The sequence below is a fragment of the Rhizobium sp. WYCCWR 11128 genome, from assembly GCF_013416305.1.
Classification (GTDB): domain Bacteria; phylum Pseudomonadota; class Alphaproteobacteria; order Rhizobiales; family Rhizobiaceae; genus Rhizobium; species Rhizobium indicum.
This window is the reverse complement of record NZ_JACCEZ010000017.1, coordinates 40,500-58,250: the sequence shown is the minus strand read 5'-3', so window position 1 is coordinate 58,250 and position 17,751 is coordinate 40,500. Positions and strand designations below refer to the sequence as shown.

General features: G+C 60.4%; 15 protein-coding genes, 3 tRNA genes and 1 riboswitch. Of the genes, 7 read left to right on the top strand and 11 right to left on the bottom strand.

What is annotated here, in order from left to right; translation table 11 throughout:
• Positions 1-78: 78 nt before the first annotated feature.
• Both HX898_RS31280 and HX898_RS31275 read right to left on the bottom strand, forming a co-directional pair.
• Positions 79-155, bottom strand: a tRNA-Asp gene (locus tag HX898_RS31280).
• Positions 156-239: 84 nt separating this feature from the next.
• A tRNA-Asp gene (locus tag HX898_RS31275) sits at positions 240-316 on the bottom strand.
• A gap of 404 nt (positions 317-720) precedes the next feature.
• On the opposite strand from HX898_RS31275, the gene HX898_RS31270 reads away from it, so the two are divergent.
• The 3 genes from HX898_RS31270 (at position 721) to HX898_RS31260 (ending at position 1,924) form a co-directional block, all read left to right on the top strand.
• A tRNA-Val gene (locus HX898_RS31270) sits at positions 721-796 on the top strand.
• A 101-nt stretch (positions 797-897) separates the two neighbouring features.
• Positions 898-1,296: a hypothetical protein gene (locus tag HX898_RS31265; RefSeq protein WP_138328254.1), complete on the top strand. Its 399-nt coding sequence runs from the start codon at positions 898-900 to the stop codon at positions 1,294-1,296.
• Positions 1,297-1,711: 415 nt separating this feature from the next.
• Positions 1,712-1,924, top strand: coding sequence for a hypothetical protein (locus HX898_RS31260; protein ID WP_180196691.1), 213 nt, complete (start codon positions 1,712-1,714; stop codon positions 1,922-1,924).
• Positions 1,925-2,035: 111 nt separating this feature from the next.
• Here HX898_RS31260 and HX898_RS31255 read toward each other — a convergent pair whose 3' ends face one another.
• Together HX898_RS31255 and HX898_RS31250 are read right to left on the bottom strand one after the other, a co-directional pair.
• Positions 2,036-2,584: a glutathione peroxidase gene (locus HX898_RS31255; protein ID WP_180196690.1), complete on the bottom strand. Its 549-nt coding sequence runs from the start codon at positions 2,582-2,584 to the stop codon at positions 2,036-2,038.
• A gap of 133 nt (positions 2,585-2,717) precedes the next feature.
• Positions 2,718-3,071 (bottom strand): hypothetical protein, encoded by a 354-nt coding sequence (locus HX898_RS31250; RefSeq protein ID WP_018241586.1) that lies wholly within the window; start codon positions 3,069-3,071, stop codon positions 2,718-2,720.
• A gap of 165 nt (positions 3,072-3,236) precedes the next feature.
• Between HX898_RS31250 and HX898_RS31245 the strand changes: the two genes are divergently transcribed.
• A complete protein-coding gene (locus HX898_RS31245) occupies positions 3,237-3,842 on the top strand; it encodes a class I SAM-dependent methyltransferase (protein ID WP_180196689.1) in 606 nt (201 codons plus the stop codon).
• Positions 3,843-3,951: 109 nt separating this feature from the next.
• Here the strand turns inward: HX898_RS31245 and HX898_RS31240 are convergent, their stop codons facing one another.
• Complete coding sequence (locus HX898_RS31240) at positions 3,952-4,353, bottom strand: cupin domain-containing protein (protein ID WP_245456136.1); 402 nt, start codon at positions 4,351-4,353, stop codon at positions 3,952-3,954.
• Positions 4,354-4,589: 236 nt separating this feature from the next.
• Here HX898_RS31240 and HX898_RS31235 point away from each other — a divergent pair, with 236 nt between their 5' ends.
• On the top strand, positions 4,590-5,579 hold the full coding sequence (locus HX898_RS31235; RefSeq protein WP_180196688.1) for an aldo/keto reductase: 990 nt from the start codon (positions 4,590-4,592) through the stop codon (positions 5,577-5,579).
• Positions 5,580-5,676: 97 nt separating this feature from the next.
• Here HX898_RS31235 and HX898_RS31230 read toward each other — a convergent pair whose 3' ends face one another.
• The 6 genes from HX898_RS31230 to clpP form a co-directional block, all read right to left on the bottom strand.
• The gene (locus HX898_RS31230; RefSeq protein ID WP_180196687.1) at positions 5,677-7,887 is read right to left on the bottom strand and encodes an esterase-like activity of phytase family protein; all 2,211 of its coding nucleotides are present in this window, start codon (positions 7,885-7,887) and stop codon (positions 5,677-5,679) included.
• Positions 7,888-7,970: 83 nt separating this feature from the next.
• On the bottom strand, positions 7,971-8,870 hold the full coding sequence (locus tag HX898_RS31225; RefSeq protein ID WP_138328262.1) for a DMT family transporter: 900 nt from the start codon (positions 8,868-8,870) through the stop codon (positions 7,971-7,973).
• Positions 8,871-8,961: 91 nt separating this feature from the next.
• Positions 8,962-9,116, bottom strand: a riboswitch (FMN riboswitch).
• 123 nt (positions 9,117-9,239) lie between these two features.
• Entirely contained in the window at positions 9,240-9,515 is a 276-nt protein-coding gene (gene hupB, locus HX898_RS31220) for a DNA-binding protein HupB (RefSeq protein ID WP_003547346.1), read from the bottom strand.
• Between the two features lie 206 nt (positions 9,516-9,721).
• Entirely contained in the window at positions 9,722-12,139 is a 2,418-nt protein-coding gene (gene lon, locus HX898_RS31215) for an endopeptidase La (RefSeq protein ID WP_138387559.1), read from the bottom strand.
• 401 nt (positions 12,140-12,540) lie between these two features.
• Positions 12,541-13,818 carry an ATP-dependent Clp protease ATP-binding subunit ClpX gene (gene clpX, locus HX898_RS31210; protein WP_003547337.1) on the bottom strand — a complete coding sequence of 426 codons (1,278 nt, stop codon included), beginning with the start codon at positions 13,816-13,818 and terminating at the stop codon, positions 12,541-12,543.
• Between the two features lie 303 nt (positions 13,819-14,121).
• Complete coding sequence (clpP, locus tag HX898_RS31205) at positions 14,122-14,751, bottom strand: ATP-dependent Clp endopeptidase proteolytic subunit ClpP (RefSeq protein ID WP_003547334.1); 630 nt, start codon at positions 14,749-14,751, stop codon at positions 14,122-14,124.
• 436 nt (positions 14,752-15,187) lie between these two features.
• Here clpP and HX898_RS31200 point away from each other — a divergent pair, with 436 nt between their 5' ends.
• Complete coding sequence (locus tag HX898_RS31200; RefSeq protein ID WP_180196686.1) at positions 15,188-16,441, top strand: GGDEF domain-containing protein; 1,254 nt, start codon at positions 15,188-15,190, stop codon at positions 16,439-16,441.
• 59 nt (positions 16,442-16,500) lie between these two features.
• Positions 16,501-17,745, top strand: coding sequence for a cytochrome P450 (locus HX898_RS31195; protein ID WP_180196685.1), 1,245 nt, complete (start codon positions 16,501-16,503; stop codon positions 17,743-17,745).
• Positions 17,746-17,751 lie beyond the last annotated feature (6 nt).

Sequence of the window (17,751 nt, the reverse complement as noted above, 5' to 3'; positions counted from 1 at the left end):
CGATGTCGCGACAAATCCGTGCAAGCCGTTTGAACCTGCATGCCTGACCATCGGAAACTGCATGGCTTTCGGAAGAAATGGCGCGAGTGACGGGGCTCGAACCCGCGACCTCCGGCGTGACAGGCCGGCACTCTAACCGACTGAGCTACACCCGCGCATTGATCGGCCATTTCGCGGCCGCGAGGAAGAAGAGAACCGGACAAACGACAAATCGCATTTGCGTTTTACAAGACTTGAAATGGCGCGAGTGACGGGGCTCGAACCCGCGACCTCCGGCGTGACAGGCCGGCACTCTAACCAACTGAGCTACACCCGCAATTCATTTCAAGCAGTCCGGATGCCTTCGCACCCTCTCCAAAACGGCTGCCCGTTTCGATGAGCGGCTAACTACGGGGTTCGCCTTTTAGTGTCAAGCAGGTTTGGAGACAAAACCATGACAGTTCGTGAATTGTTTCGGCGACTTGGGCCCCGGACGAACAAAAGCCGGCACTTCCGTATTCCGCAGCGATGCTCAGGCGCAGACGCAGCGCCTTCGAAACGGAGATGCTCGCCACCCTCCCCTCACTTTTCCACAGCCGAGCCGAAGCTAAGCGGCATCGCAAGACACGGGACCACCACCAAAAAAATCAAAAAATCTTCACAAACACTCTTGCGGTTTTGCCGCGATCCGCATAGATCACGGCCACCAACGCGGCAGGCCGATCCGGCTTCGTTTGCGATGGGCGATTAGCTCAGTTGGTAGAGCGCCTCGTTTACACCGAGGATGTCGGCGGTTCGAGTCCGTCATCGCCCACCATTACCAAACTTTCCCGCAACTTGTTCATCAGAGTTAGGCTCCCGAATTAGCTCGCTAATCCGGTCACGATCTGCGCAAGGTGTTTTGTCAGGAGACACCTCATGAAAACCGTTGCCATCATCTCTGCGCTGCTTCTCGCCAGCGTGGCTGCGCCGCCGTGCATTGCCAGAGAGCCGGCGCAAGAGGTGTTCCTGTCTACCGGGGATCAGGCTATTACAACCTCGGGAGAAACCCCGGCGCGTCAAGCCAGAACATATCTCCTGAGAATGCAGGCAGATCGGCCGATTGTCTTTTCGGTCGATGCCGACAATTCAGCCTGCAGCCTGGAAATCATGAAAACCAGCCAGCGCGGCGTCTTAAGCACCATCAGCCGATTCCCCGCATCTTTCAGAGACAGCGGTCAAAGTGGCGATGAATATACGTTTTCGTTTTTCCAAAACCGCGTTTCATTTATGAGCGGCGCCCGATGCGCCTTCTCATTTTCTCTCACTCAAATGTGACTGTGTGATGTGGGTAATGGTCACGTCTTGCCGTTTTGGAGGACGCCCATCGTCTGCCATTTCATGGTGATTACATCCACGCCGTAAACTCACCGCTGCCTATCGGTTCGTTACAACTCTTCGTATCCGGTGAACCGGCTGGCCGATGCCCCGCGCGGCGGCACACCACGATCCGAGTTGTGGGCAGGTCTGCGTTCTCCAGGTGGCATTCGGCGAAACGTTCCGGCGCAGCAAGGCGTTGCGCCCGGCGGCTTCAGCTGCGCGCCGTCCGAAAGCCAGCGCTCCATAAAACGGACTACTCCCAATCGCCGCGCCACCTCCTATTGGGCGAATGGATAGGGGCCGGAAAAAGTGGGAATATTCGTCGCCCGGAAAGTCTCCGCGCTTGAAGGTTCATCACGCCTGGAGGTGTCCCATGAGGACCCTGCGCTCCGCATTGATGATGTGCATCGCGATTGCCCTTGGCACGCCAAGTGCCACATACATCGCCCTGCCCGGATATGCATTCAAGACGAATCCGCAATGCCAGCGCCACGAACCAAAGACGAAATTCGACAAGAGGTGCGACTGGCCGAGAGTGGGCTTCAAGGACTTTACGCCTCCGCTTGTGACCGTGCTTGGGATCTGAGGATCTTTGAACGGCGCCGGATGCGCTTTCTCATTTTCTCCGACTGAGATGTGAGAGCGTGATCGGGGTAATGAGCATCCCGTTGTCCGGTGGGTGCTCATCGCCCACCATTCATACCTTCGCCAGTTCTTTATCCACCGCCGAAACCAGCCGCGAATCGTCAGCCGTCACATCCGGCGCGAAGCGGGCGGCGACTTTGCCGTCGCGGCCGATCAGGAATTTTTCGAAGTTCCAGAGGATGTCGTCTTCGTCGCCGCCTGTCATGCCGTGGGATTTCAGGCGTTCGCGCATCGGGCCGTCGCCCGTCGTCGCGACACCCGACTTGGTCAGTTGCCGATAAAGCGGGTGCTGGGCCTCTCCCTTGACCGAGATCTTCGAGAAGATCGGGAAGGTGACGTCATAGGTGCTGGTGCAAAAATCGAGGATCTCGGCGTCGGTGCCGGGTTCCTGGCCCTTGAAGTCGTTGGCGGGAAAGGCGGCGATGACGAAGCCGCGCTCGCGCTTTTCGCCATAGAGCTTTTCCAGTCCCTCATATTGCGGCGTGAGCCCGCATTTCGAGGCGACATTGACGACCAGGAGCACCCTGCCCTTGTATTCGTTGAGCGTGGTCTCGCGACCATCCACAGTCTTGACCGGGATATCCAGCACATTGCCCGTCACGGGAACCTCCAATTTCGTAAGGATATGTTTCGCCCAAGCTTAGCAATATCGCCGCCGTTGTCATCAGCGTCGGGATCAACTTGGCTTCCACAGGACGCCGGTGCGGCTTCCGGCCGCACGGGGCCTCAGCACCTCAGGCGGGAGACGTTTCCTTCACGTCGTCGAGCAGGAAGTGCACGACGAGATAATCCGTCTTGTAATGGCGGCCGCTGTCCGACACGGAATCGACGCTGCCGCCGTCCTTCGGGTGCCAGGCATGGTAATGGGGATTGGTGGTGATCAGGGTGATGGCCTTGCCATCTCTTTCGCCAAGCCGGAAGCGCATCTCGGCGAGCGGCCAGATCCGCTCGTAATCCTGCATGGTGATTCGCGCCTTCAGCGCCTTGCGCTGCAGCGGCGCTTCGCCGGCCTCGGCTGGTGTTTCCAACATCACCTCCTCAGCTCCGCTGATGATGGCGTTGAATTCTTCAGGCCACATGCGTCTCATGAAATCGCTCCTCCCGAGGCTTTTTCGTCAGTTCACAGATGGAACTTAGCGGTTTGTTCGAAAGAAGCAAATTCCTGTCATGCGGTTGTCATCGGTGCCGGCTGCTCCTACCTTCCCGTCAAACCGCATCAGGGCCGTCAGTCGCCCGCAATCCCGAGATCAGAGATGAAGACACGTGAAGACAGGCAGGCGCTCCGGGCGGGCATGCCGCGCACTCCGCTCAGCGCCCACCATATGGAAAACGCCCGCCTGCTGCCGGATCGCGGCGAGCTGCTCTATCGGATTCCGAATGGCGGCATCGGCGTCGAGGTGGGAGCAGCCTTCGGCGAATATACGGCCGAGATCCTGGAAAAGAATCGCCCGGCGCAGCTCTACCTCATCGATCCCTGGTCGATGGATCGCTACAGTTCCGGGCTTGACGCGATCCACACGAATTTCGCCGCCGAGATCGAGGCCGGCCGGCTGCACCTGATGCAAGGCACATCACTCGAAAAGCTTGCCGAATTCGAAGACGATTTCCTCGACTGGGCCTATATCGATACCGATCATTCCTTCGAGCTCACCTGGCAGGAACTCCTGCTCTGCGAAAAGAAGGTGAAGCGGACGGGGCGCATTGCCGGGCATGATTTCTGCACCGGCAATACGGTCAAGCCGATCGTCTATGGTGTCGTCGAGGCGGTTACCAAATTCTGCAAGGATTATGGCTGGCAATTCGAGTTCCTGACGGTCGAATCGCACGCGCATTTTTCCTATTGCCTGAAGCGGCTCTGATCAGTCTAAAGCGCGGCGCGATCTTTCAGATTCGCTTCAGGCGCTTTAGGTCTTTGGTTTTGCGCATGTCTTTACCGCAAAACCGCTGCACACTTTTGCGTGACATGCTTTACGCCTGGCCGGAATATTGCTCGTCGCTGACCTTTTCCATCCAGTCGACGTGATTGCCGTCCAGCGCCTCATGAATGGCGATGTGCGTCATCGCCGTATCCGGGGCAGCACCATGCCAATGTTTTTCGCCCGGCGCGAACCAGACGGTATCGCCGGCACGGATCTCGCGGATGTCCCCACCCCAATTCTGGGCGAGGCCCTTGCCTGATGTCACGATCAGCGTCTGGCCGAGCGGATGCGTATGCCAGGCCGTGCGGGCGCCGGGTTCGAAGGTGACGGAGACCGCCCTCGCCCGTGCCGGCGCCGGCGTTTCCATCAGCGGATCCTGGCGAACGGCGCCGGTGAAATAGTCGGCCGGTGGCTTCGTTGACGGGCGAGAGCCGACGGGTTTGATCTCCATGATCTTTCCTTTTCCATCCATGCGGTTGAAGCCTTGTAGCAGAACGATATTTCATCGGGGCGACCAATCAAAGCCGGATCGACAATTGCCGCAAAGTCACCCGGCTGATAGTGCCAGTGTCTTTCATCAGCGCGTCGCATCTTGCTTGAATCATGCGACGCGCTTTGGCTCTTTGTTTTTATGCATGCCGTTGTCCCCGCACACTTCCGGGCGACATGCAGTAGGGAGGATTTTTCATGAAACACCACGCTTTTGGCCGCATGCCCTTCACCGTCACCAATGTCGGCTTCGGCGCCTGGCAGATCGGCGGCTCCTGGGGTGATATCAGCGAGGCGGACGGACGCGCGGCGCTGAATGCCGCGCTCGATGCCGGCATGACATTCATCGATACGGCGGATGTCTATGGCGACGGCCGCTCGGAAAAGATCATTGCCGATGTGCTGAAGACGAGTGGGGCGGCCAAGCGCCCGATGGTCGCCACCAAGGGCGGCCGCCGCCTCAACCCGCATGTCTCGGAAGGCTACACAAAGGCTAATCTCGAAGGCTTCATCGACCGCAGCCTCACGAACCTTGCCGTCGACAGCCTCGACCTCGTGCAGCTCCACTGCCCGCCGCGCGACGTGCTTTATCAGCCTGAGGTCTTCGAGGGCCTGAACGCGCTGCAGAAGGCCGGCAAGATCAAGGGTTACGGCGTCAGCGTCGAAAAGGTCGAAGACGGGCTGAAGGCGATCGAATATCCCGGCGTCGTCAGCATCCAGATCATCTACAACATCTTCCGCCAGCGCCCCGACCATCTGTTCTTCCAGGAAGCGCGCCGCAGGAATGTGGCGATCATCGCCCGCGTGCCGCTCGCCAGCGGTCTTCTCTCCGGCAAGATCACCCGGGACACGCATTTTGCCAGCGACGACCACCGCAATTTCAACCGCAGCGGCGAAGCCTTCGATGTCGGCGAGACCTTTGCCGGGGTGCCGTTCGAAGTCGGCCTGCAGGCGGTGGAAGAGGTGCGCAAGCTGGTGCCCGAGGGCGCCACCATGGCCGCCTTCGCGCTCCGCTGGATCCTGATGAGCGATGCCGTCACCGTCGTCATCCCCGGCGCCCGCAATGCCGAGCAGGCCAAGGCCAACGCGGCCGCCGCCGACCTTACGCCGCTTTCGGCCGATGTCATGGCGGCCACGCGCGAGATCTACGAGCGGCTGATCGCGCCGCATGTGCATCAGCGCTGGTAGGGATGGAACGCTGATTCTCCGTCCGACGCCGACCTTTCGCAGGGCACGTCCCCTCTCCCCGTTTTTACGGGGAGAGGGCTAGGGTGAGGGGCAGCTTTCAGTTTGTCGCGCTCAGCTCGACCGGGAAGAACAGGGTCTCGCCGGAGGAGTCGCTGACGCCGTCATTGTCGGTGACCGCGTAAGGCTTGCCCGATGCGTCGAAGGTGAAGCCTTCGAGCTTGTCCAGAACATAGCCGTTGGTGGCAGACTTCAGTTCACCGAGGAAGTCATGGGCTTCGGTTTTCTTGACGACCGGCAGCTCGGCCCCGAGCTTGGCGGGCTTCAGCTCCGAAATCGCGACCTTGTAGAGCTTCTTCAGCCTGGCGGCATCGCCGACAAGGTTGTCGCGCTCGATGATGTAGACGCTGTCGCCCTCGGCCGATATTTCCGACAGACCGACCCAGCCGCTTTCCGTCTTGTCGAGCGGATAGCGAACGGCACCCCATTCCTTCTTCTTCGGATTGTAGGAGACGAGCTTGACGAAGCCCTTCTCGTCGTCGCTCCACTCGCGCTGGACCGCCATCCAGAGCGTCGTGTCGTCGCCGGTGTCGACAATGGTCACGCCTTCGAAGCCGTAGCGGATTTCGTTGGCGACGAGCTCCTTCGGCAGGGCGATCTCGGCCTTGATGTCACCCTTGGCATTGACGTTGTAGAGCGCGTGCGGAACGAGACGCTCGCTATAGCCCTCCGAGGCGAGCCAGAAGGAGCCGTCAGCGGCAGCCGCAATGCCTTCGATGTCGAGCTTCTGCGCCGGAGCGCCGTCACGCTTGACGACGAGGGCGTCGGTGATGACGGCCGGCTTCTTGCTGGCATCGATCGTGTAGATCGTCGGCTGTGAACCCAGAACGCTGTCGCTGACGGCGTAGAGCATGCCCGGCTTGCCCGGAACGGCAGCGAGACCTGAAAGGGCTGCGAAGCCGATCGGATTGCCGTCCTTCTCGGCGGAGACGATCTGCGGATAGGCCTTATCGCCTTCCGAGCGCTCGTAGATCATCACATGCGAGCGCGTGCCGCCGTCCTTGCCGAGATCGACCTCGTTGGCGGTCGCAAAGAGATTGCGGGCGGGAATGGCGATCGCGCCTTCCGGCGAAATGCCTGATGGCAGCAGTTGGACGAGTTCGGGATCGGCGCCGGTATCTTTGAAAACGCCGACCACCGAGGCGCGCTCGGCGAGCAGGAAGAAATACTTGATGTCGCCGAACTTGGCGGCTTCGAGGCCTTCCGGCTCGACGCCCTTCGATCCCGAGCGGCTTTCAGGATAGTGGCCGATATGGGTGACGGCGCGTTCGAAGGAGGCGCCCGATTCGTAGAGAAGCTTGCCCGTCTTATCGAAGATGGTGAAGCCGCGCGAGCCGCCCTGGTAGTCGCCTTCATTGGCAACGACGAGGCGGTTGTCGTCCAGCCACTTCACGGCGTCGGGCTCGCGCAGCACACCTTTGGCTTCGCCTGAGAATTTCAGGGCGCCGTCACGCTTGGTGTCGATACCGGTGAGATCGACGCTGCCGGCGGAGAAATGCGTCTTCACTTCAGCCGTGTTGGCGTCGATGATGACGATCTCATTGTTTTCCTGCAGCGTCAGGGCAATCTCGTTCAGGCCGTTGAAGGCGACGAATTCCGGCTCCGGATCCTCCGGGGCGACGCCGGTAAGCCCGGTCAGCGTCACGTGCTTGATGGTGCCGCAATCGACGGTGCCGTTCTTGACCTGGAAGACGACGAGATCGCCGGCCGGCATCTGCGGGATCTTGCCGTCATTGACGTCTTCGTCGCGCTCATTTTCGATTGCGATGGTGCCGAGCGTCTTGTCCTTGTTGAGGGCGATCGAATCCGGCTGACCACCGAGATCGCACGTGTTTTCGATCTTCTTGGTCGCCACGTCGACGATCGCCAGACGGCCCGAGGGCTTCGCCTTGCTTTCGGAGGTGTTGACGGCAACCAGCGCCTTGCCGGCGCTCGAGGTGACCGAAGTCGGCTCGCCGTCCATCATCAGCGCGCCGCCTGCCTTGGGGGCCTTGGCATCGGTAATGTCGATAAAGCCGATCGCGCCGAGCGGGCTGTCGCTATAGATCAGCGTGTTGCCGTCTTCGGTCGCGGTGATGATCTCGGCGGAGCTCACCGAAAGCTTGTCCTTGTCGGCCGGCAGGTTCTCTGCGACCGGGAAGGAAGCGATGCGGTTGAAAACCGGCTCGGCCGCGGCCGGAAAGGCTACCGATGCGAGAAGCACGGCAGCAAGCGCTGCGCTGCGCGATGAAATTGTCATGAAATCCCCCATGTGTCGAACATTCGAAACATGAGTTTTCTGCGGGAGCCGCATGACAGAGGCATGACAGATGCGGCATTTTGCGTCAAATCATGTCAGGCAAGTTTCCGCTCCCGGCGCATCTCGTTTCGCATGATGAACAGCGAAGCAGACAGGATGAGAGCCGCTCCCAGCCAGAGGTAACCCGCCGGCGCATAGCCGAAGAACAGCCAACCGGCCAGCACGTTCAACGGCAGCTTCAGATCGTCGAACGGCTGGACGTAGGCGGCATCCGCTGCGGCATAGGCAAGCGTCAGGAAATACTGCGCTACGGCAGTCAGCAGCCCCGCCAGCAGGAACAGAGCAAGGGTTGCGCCCGTCGGCACTGCAAAGCCTGCCGCAAGCGCCAGCCCGCCGTTTATCGGCGTCAGCAGAACGAGCAGCCAGACGGTGATCGTCTCCGGCCGTTCGATGCCTGTCAGGCTCTTGGTGATCAGCGACGAGGCGCCCCACAGCAGCGCCGAAAGCACAGGCAAGAGAGCCGCCCAGCCAAAACCATCAGACCATGGCTGCAGAATGATCATCGCTCCGGTGAAGCCCGCCGCCGTCGCTGCCCAGCGGGCCGGGCCGACGCGCTCACCCAGAAAAAGCCGGGCGCCCAGAATGATGAAGAAGGGCGAGGTCATCACCAGTGCGATCGCCTGCCAGATCGGCACCGCGGCAAGGCCGGCGACCCAAGCCTCGACGCCGAGCGCGGCAAGCACGACGCGCGCAAGGTGACGCCAGGGATAGCGCGTGCGCATCGCCGCAAGGCCGAGCCTCTTCAGGAACGGCAGCGAAAACAGGAAGGCGAAGCCATATTGCCAGAAGGCTGCCGACGCCGAGGGAAAGGCAAGCTTCATCGTCAGCCATTGGGTGACGACGTTGAGAAGCGAAAAGGCAATGCCGGCAAGGACCATCCAGAGTGCCCCGACAACGGCGCGGGATGGCTCGACGGCAACGGAAGTCTGATTCATGTCTTTCATCCATAAAAGGGACCAACATAAATCAGGACGCATGAACCCCGACAGGCGACACAGGGCAACCCCTGCCCTTCGCACGGCCGACGCTCATTCTCTTCCATCCGGACTTTAACCGTCGGCTCCGGAATCGCACCGGATCTGCTGACCCTTCCCCCGCTTGGACACGAGAGAAGGCGCTCGCGGGCTCAGGCCGAAACCCTTACCGCCGGTGGGGAGTTTCACCCCGCCCTGAGAACAGAAACGTCGTAGATTAAAGCCCGGGCGACAGCAAGGCCCGCCAAAGCAAAAGGGGTCCGGCAAAGCCGAACCCCTCTTAAATCCTGCACAACCGGTCTCGTTTCCGGCTGGTGGGATAATCTCAGATCAGCCGTTGACGGCGTCCTTCAGGCCCTTGCCGGGCGTGAATTTCGGCACGTTGCGAGCCGGAATGTCGACTTCAGCGCCCGTCGACGGGTTACGGCCCTTCGATGCGGCACGATGAGAAACGGTGAAGCTGCCGAAACCCGCGAGGCGAATGTCGCCCTTGTTCTTCAGTTCAGCCTGGACAACGTCGAAAACCGCGTCAACAGCGGAAGCCGCGTCAGACTTCGTCAGTCCTGCCTTTTCGGCTACTGCGGACACGAGTTCATTCTTGTTCATGTTTCCACCCCTTTCTAAATGGTATGAAACGACTCAAAAGTAAGCTAGGCGCAGAATAGGTTTCATCAGGCCCGCCGAAAACCCAAAAGCCCTGCAAATCAAGGAAAAGCAAGCGTCTACATGACGTTTTCACAAAAAAGGCTGGCGTTTCCGCCAGCCTTTTTCCGTGTTTTGGGCCAATTGGGCATAAATGTGGCAAAGGCCACTCAATGCGCTATGGTTGCGCCTGTCTCATCGAGGCCTTCGACCGATGCGATGACCGGCGTTTCCACCGTGCCATCCCATTCGATCGGCTCCGGCCGCCGGATCAGCGCATGCTTGATCACCTCGCCCATGCGGGATACCGGGATGATCTCCATGTTGTTCTTCACGTTGTCAGGAATCTCCGCCAGGTCCTTGGCGTTTTCCTCCGGAATCAGCACCTTCTTGATGCCGCCGCGAAGCGCTGCGAGCAGCTTTTCCTTGAGACCACCGATCGGCAGCACACGGCCGCGAAGGGTGATTTCGCCGGTCATGGCCACATGCCTGTCCACTGGAATGCCGGTCATGATCGAGACGATCGCGGTTGCCATGGCGACGCCTGCCGAGGGGCCATCCTTCGGCGTCGCGCCTTCCGGCACGTGCACGTGGATATCGCTCTTGTCGAAGCGCGGCGGCTCGATGCCGAAATCGACAGCGCGCGAGCGGACATAGGAGGCCGCTGCCGAGATCGATTCCTTCATGACTTCCTTCAGATTGCCGGTGACGGTCATGCGGCCCTTGCCCGGCATCATCACGCCTTCGATGGTCAGCAGTTCGCCACCGACTTCCGTCCAGGCAAGACCGGTCACGACGCCGACCTGATCCTCGCCCTCTGCTTCGCCATGGCGGAAGCGCGGGACGCCCAGATAGTCGGAGATGTTGGCAGCCGTCACGTGAACGGCCTTCGTCTTGCCCTTGATGATCTCGGTGACCGCCTTGCGGGCGAGTTTCATCAGCTCGCGCTCGAAGTTGCGGACGCCGGCTTCGCGGGTATACTGCTGGCTGATCGACATCAGGGCGTCGTCGCTGACCGAGAATTCTTCCGGCTGCAACGCATGTTCCTTGATGGCCTTCGGCAGCAGGTGCCGCTTGGCGATTTCGCGCTTTTCATCCTCGGTGTAGCCGGCGATACGGATAATCTCCATGCGATCCATCAGAGGCGCTGGAATATTCAGCGTATTTGCCGTCGTGATGAACATCACATCCGACAGGTCGTATTCGACTTCCAGATAGTGGTCCATAAAGGTCATGTTCTGGGCCGGATCGAGCACTTCGAGCAGGGCCGAGGACGGATCACCGCGATAGTCCTGGCCGAGTTTGTCGATCTCGTCGAGCAGGAAGAGCGGGTTGGACTTCTTCGCCTTCTTCATCGACTGGATGACCTTGCCGGGCATCGAGCCAATATAGGTGCGGCGGTGACCGCGGATTTCGGCTTCGTCGCGAACGCCGCCAAGCGCCATGCGGACATACTCACGGCCGGTCGCCTTGGCGATCGACTGGGCGAGCGAGGTCTTGCCGACGCCCGGAGGACCGACGAGGCAGAGGATCGGGCCCTTGATCTTGGTGGCACGGGCCTGCACGGCCAGATATTCGACGATGCGCTCCTTGACCTTGTCGAGACCGAAGTGATCGGCTTCGAGGATCTTCTCGGCATTGTTGAGATCGGCCTTGATCTTCGACTTCTTGCCCCAGGGAATGCCGAGCAGCCAGTCCAGATAATTGCGCACGACGGTGGCTTCCGCCGACATCGGGCTCATCTGGCGCAGCTTCTTCAGTTCCGCATCGGCCTTTTCACGGGCTTCCTTGGACAGCTTGGTCTTGGAGATGCGCTCTTCCAGTTCGCTCATCTCGTCGCGGCCTTCCTCGCCGTCGCCGAGTTCCTTCTGGATCGCCTTCATCTGTTCATTGAGGTAGTATTCGCGCTGGGTCTTCTCCATCTGGCGCTTGACGCGCGAGCGGATGCGCTTTTCGACCTGCAGGACCGAGATCTCGCCTTCCATGAAGCCGAGGGCCTTTTCGAGGCGCTGTTTGACGCTGGTGGTCTCCAGCATCTCCTGCTTCTCGGTGATCTTGATCGACAGATGCGAGGCGACCGTATCGGCGAGCTTGGAATAGTCGTCGATCTGGCTTGCGGCGCCGACCACTTCGGGCGAAATCTTCTTGTTGAGCTTCACGTAGCTCTCGAATTCGGAGACGACCGAACGCGACAGGGCTTCCAGTTCGACCGGATCGTCATGCGGCTCCTCGAGCACATGGCCGAGCGCCTCGTAAAAATCCTCGCGGCTGGTATAAGTGTCGATCTCGGCGCGGGCGCGGCCTTCGACCAGAACCTTCACGGTGCCGTCGGGCAGCTTCAGGAGCTGCAGCACGTTCGCCACGGTGCCTACATTGTGGATCGCGGAAGGATCCGGATCGTCGTCGCTGGCGTTGATCTGCGTCACCAGCATGATCTGCTTGTCGGAACCCATGACCTCTTCGAGCGCACGGATCGACTTTTCCCGTCCGACGAACAGCGGCACGATCATATGCGGGAAAACCACGATGTCGCGCAGGGGCAGAACAGGGTAGGCAGTGCTGCTCGCTACAGACGTTTTCTTCGTCATTTTATGTCCTTTCCATCGTCCCGTTGCCGGGCTCTCTGCACGGCCGCTTGGGACCGGCCGGCAATCTCACTTGTTGCTACAAGTGGAGGTTCTGACTACGCTTTTCAAGCCACGCTAACGCCCGCGTCCCTCGGATGTGACAGCTTTATTACAACGGAACGCCAACACTATGAAGCGCGTGGCTGGACCGGCGCTTACCACTTCCGACCCGGCTAAAATACAAACGCCAGCAAGAGGCTTACGGATCATTGCATCATTGCCAAGCACTACCCCTTGCGCAACATCGGCAAAGGCAATTTCGGTTCCCACCGGCAAATACTAACAGCGCTTCGCATGGTTTTTCAAATAGAAAGGGGCCTGCCTATGGCAAGCCCCCAAAATAATCACACGAAAGCCTAAGCTCACGCCGAAGCGTTGGCCTTTTCTTCCTGGCGATCGGCATAGATGTAAAGCGGACGGGCCGAACCGCGCACCACTTCCTCGGAGATAACGACCTCGCGAACGCCTTCCAGCGTCGGCAGTTCGAACATCGTGTCGAGCAGGATCTTCTCCATGATCGAGCGAAGGCCGCGGGCGCCGGTCTTGCGCACGATCGCCTTGCGGGCGATTTCGCGAAGAGCGTCCTCGTGGAAATTCAGTTCCACATCCTCCATCTCGAACAGGCGCTGATACTGCTTGATCAGCGCATTCTTCGGCTCGGACAGGATCTGGATCAGCGCGTCCTCATCGAGGTCCTCGAGCGTCGCCAGAACCGGCAGACGGCCGATGAACTCGGGGATGAGGCCGAACTTGACCAGGTCTTCCGGCTCCAGTTCGCGCAGGACCTCGCCGACGCGGCGGTCATCCTGCGACTTGACGCTAGCGCCAAAGCCGATCGAGGTCTTCTCGCCACGGGCAGAGATGATCTTGTCGAGGCCGGCAAAAGCGCCGCCGCAGATGAACAGGATGTTCGTGGTGTCGACCTGCAGGAATTCCTGCTGCGGGTGCTTGCGGCCGCCCTGCGGCGGAACGGAAGCGACCGTGCCTTCCATGATCTTCAGCAGCGCCTGCTGCACGCCCTCGCCCGAGACGTCGCGGGTGATCGACGGGTTGTCGGACTTGCGCGAAATCTTGTCGACTTCGTCGATGTAGACGATGCCGCGTTGCGCACGCTCGACATTGTAGTCGGCCGACTGCAGCAGCTTCAGGATGATGTTTTCGACATCCTCGCCGACATAACCGGCCTCGGTCAGCGTCGTCGCATCGGCCATGGTGAAGGGAACGTCGATGATGCGGGCGAGCGTCTGGGCAAGATAGGTCTTGCCGCAGCCGGTCGGGCCGACGAGCATGATGTTCGACTTCGCCAGCTCGACTTCGCCGTTCTTGGAGGCGTGCGCCAGGCGCTTGTAGTGGTTGTGAACGGCAACCGACAGGATCTTCTTCGCCTGCCGCTGGCCGATGACGTATTCGTCGAGGACCTTGATGATGTCCTGGGGCGTCGGAACGCCGTCGCGGGACTTGACCATCGAGGACTTGTTCTCCTCGCGGATGATGTCCATGCACAATTCGACGCATTCATCGCAGATGAAGACGGTCGGTCCGGCAATCAGTTTCCGGACTTCGTGCTGGCTCTTTCCGCAGAACGAACAATACAGAGTGTTCTTGGAGTCGCCGCCGTTGCTGCCGCTGACCTTGCTCATATCACTTTCCTTCCAGCACGCCGCATTTCAAGGCGAAATCGCGGTCCACTCTATCAGCTCCTGGCGGCACTCCGTTTCCGGAGCCTTTGCCGAGAAGGGCTTCAGGGGCTACGAACCGGGCCCAACCAATCATGTCCTGGGCCCGGCGGCAACGAATTCCCCTTCGAATGCCGAATGCTATGTCACAAAAATTCAACATAGCATTAATAGTTACTATTAGCGTCTTCGTCGCCGGATGAAAGCCCTTGTTCAATCACAAATGGGATAGAACTGTGGCGAGGAAAACACCATCCCTATTAATTACTAGGCCTGTTCGCCTTCCATTTCGAGGCGCGACGTCAGAACCTTGTCGATCACGCCCCAGCTCTGGGCTTCGTCCGCATCCATGAAATGGTCACGATCGAGCGTCTTTTCAACTTCCTCGTAGGTGCGGCCGGTGTGCTTGACGTAGACCTCGTTCAGGCGGCGCTTCATCTTGAGGATGTCGCGGGCGTGGCGCTCGATGTCCGAAGCCTGGCCCTGGAAGCCGCCCGAGGGCTGGTGCACCATGATGCGGGAATTCGGCGTGGCAAAGCGCATGTCCTTGTGGCCGGCCGCGAGAAGCAGCGAGCCCATGGATGCGGCCTGGCCGATGCAGAGCGTCGAAACCGCGGGCTTGATGAACTGCATCGTATCGTAGATCGCCATGCCGGCGGTGACGACGCCACCGGGCGAATTGATGTAGAGGGCGATTTCCTTTTTCGGGTTTTCGGCCTCGAGGAAGAGCAGCTGGGCGCAGACGAGCGTCGCCATGTGGTCCTCGACAGCACCTGTCAGGAAGATGATGCGTTCCTTCAACAGGCGGGAATAGATGTCGTAGGAGCGTTCACCGCGGTTGGTCTGTTCCACGACCATCGGAACGAGGGCCATTGCGGTATCGACTGGGTTTCTCATGTGCGTCCTTTGTCAACGTCTCGCCGGCCGGCGCCGGGAATCAAAGAAAAATGTCTTACCCCTACATAGAGTGTCCCGGCCCTCCTCTTCAAGACACGCATGAGGATAACGTTAAGAAGGCGGGGCAAGGCGGCCAAGCTCCTTCTTTTCATGCATGTCGTTATCCCGGAACCGCTGCACACTTCCGGGCGACATGCATTGAGCCTCTTTCCCTCAAACGCCTGTTAACGGCGAGCCCTTGGTACGGTCTCCCCCGGCTTTTCTCCATGACAGGATGAAGGAAGGCTTACTCTATTCGACTGTGCTCATACACGTTTACCCAACGGAAAGCCTACCGGCAGATATCGGCCTAAAACAATGCCGCGGCGCAGCAACATTAAGGAAGTGGCGAGCTTCCTCGGCAAGGATGTGAACGGACAGACAAGGGGTTGCTGCCGTGTTCAATTTCGCTACAGGTCTCGCCATCTGGTGTTCCGAGGCCATGACGCTCGCTTTGGTGCTGTTCGTCGCCTGGCGCCACAACGTCAGGAACGAGGCCTATCTCTATTGGGGCCTGGGCTTCCTGCTGACCGGCATCGGCTTTGCGATGGTTGCGCTACGCGGCGAAATCCCCAGCGTGCTTTCAGTAGAGACGGGCAATGCCATCGCCCTGCTCGGCCAGAGCGCCTGGGTGGCTGGTTTTCTGGCACTCGACCGCAAGCGGATCGAATGGTGGGCACTGCTGCCGCCGGCAATCTGGCTCGCCGGTGTCTTCCTGCCCTGGGTCAACAGCGATTATTCAAACCGGGTGGTGCTCTACAACCTTGCTTCGGCGACGGGTGCGACGGCACTCGCCATGGCGGTGGCCGCCGGCGACATGCGCCGTGAGCGTACCCGCATCAAGCTGATGGGTGTGTTCATCCTCCAGGGCTGCCTGTGCTTCGGCTCGGCGCTGACGATGGCATTGACGATGCCAAGCGATATCGAGGCGACCAATCTCGGCGGTGCCTCCGCCATGGCCAGCGCCTTCCTGCTGACCATCGCCTTTGCGTTCACCTGCCGTCTGATCATGGAGCGCTCTGAACGGCACCTGCGTGCCCTCACCCTGACTGACTCGCTGACCGGCGTGCTCAACCGCCGCGGCCTGCTCGGCTATTTCGACGGCATCCAGGAACGGGCTCATAACGAGCAGCGCCAGGTCGCGGTGATCCTTTTCGATCTTGACCATTTCAAGCGCGTCAACGACCGTTTCGGCCACCAGTCCGGCGATGCCGTGCTGACCGCCTTCGCGCACATGGCCCGCCAGTATATTCCGAACAACATCTTCGGCCGCATGGGCGGCGAGGAATTCGCCGCCTTCGCCGCCGTCGCGGACCAGACGGAAGCCGAGGCGATCGCGGAAGCGATCCGCACCGAATTCTGCCGTCTTCCCGTCAGCACCGGCGAAGCGATCGTTCCGGTCACCGTCAGCATCGGCATCGCGCTCGCCTCCTCGATCGAAGCCAATATCGACAAGCTGATCTCGGCCGCCGACCGGGCGCTCTATGCGGCGAAGGCCGCCGGCCGCAACTGCACGGTCACCTTCGGCGAAGCGGAGGCCGCAGCCCCTGCACCGGCCACGCCGAGCGGCAATGCCGGCGAACTCGTGCCGACGGTCGACGACCAGGTCGACGCGCTGCGACGCATGGGTACGCTGTCACGAGCCGGGTAGTCCGGGATCGCTTGCCCCGCATCTTCCCGAGGCCCGGCAAATCCGCTAAGCCTCGGGGCATGATGATCCCATCTTTTCTCTCGATCGACCGCGCCAACCGTCATGTCTCGCTGGACGGCCGCAACCCGGCCTTCTACGGCGACCCGAATGCCGTCTATGCCGCACTTCATGCCCATTGCCCGACCTTCTACTGGAGCGAGCAGAAGCAGTGGTTCTTTACGGGTTACGACCATGTGAACGGCCTGCTCCGCGACCGCCGCTTCGGCCGGCAGATCCTGCATATCGCCAGCCGTGAGGAGCTCGGCCTTGCCGAGCCGATGCCGCATCTTGCCAGTTTCGATCTCTCGGAACGTTATTCCCTGCTCGAACTCGAACCGCCGGAGCACACGCGGCTGCGCACGCTCGTCAACCGCGCCTTCGTTTCCCGCCATGTCGAGAAGATGAAACCTGAGCTTGCCGAACTCGCCAACCGGCTGATCGACGGCTTCGCGGAGAAGCGCGAGATCGAGCTGCTCTCGGCCTTTGCCGACATCATCCCGGTGACGATGATCGCCCGGATGATCGGCATTCCCGAAGAGATGGGGCCACAACTGCTCGCCTGGTCGCACGCCTATGTCCGCATGTACATGTTCGGCCGTACGCGCGAGCAGGAGGAAGAGGCCGAACGGGCGGCGAAGGAATTTTCCGACTACGTCAAGACGGTGATCGCCGAACGCCGTGCGACCCCACGCGACGACCTGCTCACCCACATGATCCATACCGAACACAAGGGCCAGTATCTGACCGAAGAGGAGCTCGTTTCGACGACGATCGTGCTGCTCAATGCCGGGCATGAGGCGACCGTGCACCAGATCGGCAACTCCGTGCGAACCATTCTCGACAGCGGCTGCGATCCGGCGGACCTCTTCCGGGACGAAGCGACGACGGAGCGCACCGTCGAGGAAACCCTGCGCATCTGCGCGCCTGTCCACATCTTCCAGCGCTGGGCCCTGGAGCCTGCCGAAATCGACGGCGTCTCCTTCAAGCGCGGCGACAAGGTCAGTCTCATCCTCGCCGCCGCCAATCTCGATCCGGCGAAATTCACCGATCCCCTCACCTTCAAGCCCGACCGCAACGAGGCGGCGAACCTCTCCTTCGGCGCCGGCATCCATTTCTGCATCGGCGCGCCACTGGCGCGGCTGGAGCTCAACGTCGTGCTGCCGATCCTGTTCGAGCGGCTGGCCGGCCTCAAGCTGGCAAAGACACCCGTGGTCAAGGATGTCTACCATTTCCACGGGCTGGACCGGCTGGATTTGCAGTGGTGATCCATT